Source organism: Blastomonas sp. UPD001 (assembly GCF_003426715.1).
Lineage (GTDB): Bacteria > Pseudomonadota > Alphaproteobacteria > Sphingomonadales > Sphingomonadaceae > Blastomonas.
Genome location: NZ_QKVT01000010.1, coordinates 1 through 1,476 on the forward strand (window position 1 = coordinate 1; position 1,476 = coordinate 1,476).

The window sequence follows — 1,476 nt, forward strand, 5'->3', positions numbered from 1 at the left end:
ACCAGCACCGCGCTGGGCAATGCCGCGAGCGCCACGGCCGCCAATTCGGTCGCGCTGGGTTCGGGTTCGGTGGCCGATCGCGCCAACACCGTTTCGGTGGGAGCAGCGGGTGCTGAGCGGGCGATCACCAATGTCGCGGCGGGCACCGCGCTCACCGATGCGGTCAATGTCGGCCAGCTCAACGCCGTCGCCGCTTCGACCAATGCCAATAGCGCCCGTCTCAACTATTTCGCGGTGAACAGCACCCAGGCAGGCGCGACCGCGACGGGCGCTTCGGCGATCGCGGCGGGGGACAATGCCCGGGCCGAAGGCGTGGATGCGCTTGCCATCGGCGGCGATGATGCCGGAACCGGTGCGCGCGCGATCGGCAATTCGACCGTCGCGATCGGCGGCGAGGCGGATGCCTTTGGCCCCGGCGCGACCGCCTTCGGCTGGCGCTCCAATGCCGATGCCGAGCGCGCGCATGCGCTGGGCCACCTCGCCAACGCCACGGGCGTGCGCTCGCTGGCGGTGGGTGAGGCGGCCAATGCGACCGCGCTGACCTCGGTTGCGGTTGGCAACCAGGCGAGCGCCACCGACGAGGATGCGGTGGCGATCGGCGATCTTGCCAATGCCAGCGGCTTCCATGCCACGGCAGTGGGCGGCGAATCGGTCGCCTCGGGTCGCGGCGCGCAAAGTTTCGGCTGGCAGGCGGTCGCCTCGGGCGAATTGTCGCTGGCCGCCGGCCATCAGGCGCAGGCGACCGGCGTACGCTCGACCGCAGTGGGCAAGAGCGCGGTGGCGTCTGCCACCAATTCGGTCGCGATCGGCAACCAGGCGACGACCAACAGCACCAACACCGCCTCGCTCGGCACCTCGGTCGCCATCGGCAACCTTGCCAGCGCGGGTGACGAGGACTCGGTGGCGATCGGCGATCAGGCCAATGCCTCGGGCTTCCACGCCACGGCGGTGGGCGGCGAGTCGGTCGCTTCGGGCCGCGGATCGCAGACCTTCGGCTGGCAGGCGCGGGCGACGGGCGAACTGTCGCTGGCGGTTGGTCACCAGGCGGTAGCGGGCGGCGTGCGCTCGCTCGCGCTCGGCAAGAGCGCGACGGCCAGCGGCGATTTCTCGATCGCCATCGGCAATCTGGCTTCGACCGGGGCCTTCACCAACTCGATCGCGATCGGCAACGGAGCCCTTGCTACCGCGAACAACCAGTTCGTGTTCGGCGCGGCCAACCACACCTATCGCTTCGCGGGGCTTGCGGGCATCGTGCCTGCCGGCCAGCAATTCTTCCTGACGATCGATTCCGCGGGCAACCTGATCGCGGTCGCGGCAGCGCCGCCGGGATCGGGCATCGGCACGGGCGTTGACAGCACGCAGGTGGGCGTCGGCGCGCGGGCGAGCGCGGAAGATTCCGTCGCAGTGGGCAACAGCGCAGTGGCGAGCGCGGTCGATGCGACCGCCGTCGGCACCGACGCGCAGGCGTTGAGCCCC

General features: G+C 70.8%; 1 pseudogene. It reads left to right on the forward strand.

The window, feature by feature from the left end:
- A pseudogene (locus tag DM995_RS17735) lies at positions 1-1,476 on the forward strand (hypothetical protein); the annotation flags it as partial.